1 protein-coding gene is annotated in these 2,422 nt (G+C 67.8%); it reads right to left on the reverse strand.

Annotated elements, in window-relative coordinates:
* Positions 1-737 precede the first annotated feature (737 nt).
* Entirely contained in the window at positions 738-2,171 is a 1,434-nt protein-coding gene (gene argG / locus AB0B82_RS35370) for an argininosuccinate synthase (protein ID WP_360178955.1), read from the reverse strand.
* Between the last annotated feature and the right edge of the window lie 251 nt (positions 2,172-2,422).

The raw sequence follows: 2,422 nt of genomic DNA on the forward strand, positions 1-2,422 counted from the left end.
TGTGGCGCATGTAGTGGGTTCCGTACCCTTCACACGGGTCAGGAACCCACAACACCGTGGGTGAACCCACCGCGCGGGGACGCGCGCGTGCGGGGACGCGGGCGTGCGGGGACGCGGGCGTGCGGGGACGCGGGCGTGCGGGGACGCGTGCGGGGACGCGTGCGGTCGTCCAGTCCGGGCGCTGACTCGGTCACCCAGACCCACCCACGGATCGGTCACAAGAGCCGGTTATCCGTTCGTGTTGGGGGTGTCTGCTCGTATACCAGCAGAGAACCCCCAACGCGAGGGGATGTCCCCCCTTGCGTAGAAGTCACGCAGCCGACCCACCGCGACTCGGGAGGCTCGGGCGTGTGGCGTGTGGCGTGTGGCGCGTGTCAGGTCATTAGGACGTGTCCCGTGCCAGGGGCAACAGCCGAGCGTGAACCAGACACCGAACACACCCGCCCCGCACCACACGACCTGTCGAGCGTGCACACCTTCGGGCCGTGCATCAATCATCTCGGCACGCCGAGCTACTGCACCGAGCCTCCTTACGCCGACGCTGAATTACCAGACGTGCCCCAGGCGTCGTACCGAGGCGTCGTACCTAGGCGTCGTACCTAGGCGTCGTACCGAGGCGTCGTACCGAGGCGTCGTACCCAGTCGCAATGCCTATGCGTGGTGCCCAGTCGCGGGGCGCGGTCGCATCTCGCCGGATGACGTTAACCGCGGCCCGCGGCTGAAATCTCGCGTGCTGCTCAGTCGGTGCCGGACTCCATCGCGGCGCGGTCGAGGAGTTCGTCCTCCTCGCTGACCTCGCCCCGGGAGGCGATGGCGTCGGCGCCGCCCTGCGGGAGTTCGCCGATCAGCTCGGTGGAGGAGGCGAGCGCCGGGTTCGCCGAGCCGAACATGCCGAGGCCGGCGTACTGCTCCAGCTTCGACCGCGAGTCGGCGATGTCCAGGTTCCGCATGGTCAGCTGGCCGATCCGGTCGACCGGGCCGAACGCGGAGTCCTCGACCCGCTCCATCGACAGCTTGTCCGGGTGGTAGCTGAGCGCGGGACCCGTGGTGTCGAGGATCGAGTAGTCCTCACCCCGCCGGAGCCGCAACGTGACCTCACCGGTCACCGCCGTACCGACCCATCGCTGCAGCGACTCGCGGATCATCAGGGCCTGCGGGTCGAGCCACCGGCCCTCGTACATCAGCCGGCCGAGCTTGCGGCCCTCGGTGTGGTAGCTGGCCAGCGTGTCCTCGTTGTGGATCGCGTTCACCAGCCGCTCGTACGCCGCGTGCAGCAGCGCCATCCCCGGCGCCTCGTAGATACCCCGGCTCTTCGCCTCGATGACCCGGTTCTCGATCTGGTCCGACATGCCGAGCCCGTGCCGGCCGCCGATCGCGTTGGCCTCCAGCACCAGGTCGACCGCCGTACCGAACTCCTTGCCGTTGATCGTCACCGGCCGGCCCTGCACGAACCCGATCGTGACGTCCTCCGGTGCGATCTCGACCGCCGGGTCCCAGTGCGCAACGCCCATGATCGGGTCGACGGTCTCGACCCCGGTGTCGAGGTGCTCGAGCGTCTTCGCCTCGTGCGTCGCGCCCCAGATGTTCGCGTCGGTTGAGTACGCCTTCTCGGTGCTGTCCCGGTACGGCAGGCCGTGCGCGACCAGCCACTCCGACATCTCCTTCCGGCCGCCCAGCTCGTGCACGAACTGCGCGTCCAGCCACGGCTTGTAGATCCGCAGCTGCGGGTTCGCCAGCAGGCCGTAGCGGTAGAACCGCTCGATGTCATTGCCCTTGAACGTCGACCCGTCACCCCAGATCTGGACGTTGTCCTCGAGCATCGCCTTGACCAGCAGCGTGCCGGTCACCGCCCGCCCGATCGGGGTGGTGTTGAAGTACGTCCGGCCGGCCGAGCGGATGTGGAACGCGCCGCACGCCAGCGCAGCGAGCCCTTCCTCGACGAGCGCCGCGCGGCAGTCCACCAGCCGGGTGATCTCCGCGCCGTACGCCGTCGCGCGGCCGGGCACCGACGCGATGTCGGGCTCGTCGTACTGCCCGAGATCGGCGGTGTACGTGCACGGGATCGCACCTCGGTCCCGCATCCACGCAACCGCAACCGACGTGTCGAGACCACCTGAGAAGGCAATCCCGACCCGTTCTCCGACCGGCAAAGAAGTAAGCACCTTGGACACATGAAAAGTATGCATCACTCTGCATGATTATGCAAAGCCACCATCCGCGACCACCGCCCGCGACGGTCTCCCGCGACCACCGCCTGCGATCGCCGCCCGGATCGCCGCCGCACCTGATCGCGCACAACCCTCCAGTTCGACAGGTATCCCCTCAACTGGAGGGTTGCCCACTGAAAATTCGAGGGGGCAACCCCAATGCCGCTTAGTTAGTGGGTACGGTTTGGTGTCAAGCGGTGTGTCGGTGAACGTGA

Source organism: Kribbella sp. NPDC048915 (genome assembly GCF_040649595.1).
Lineage (GTDB): Bacteria > Actinomycetota > Actinomycetes > Propionibacteriales > Kribbellaceae > Kribbella.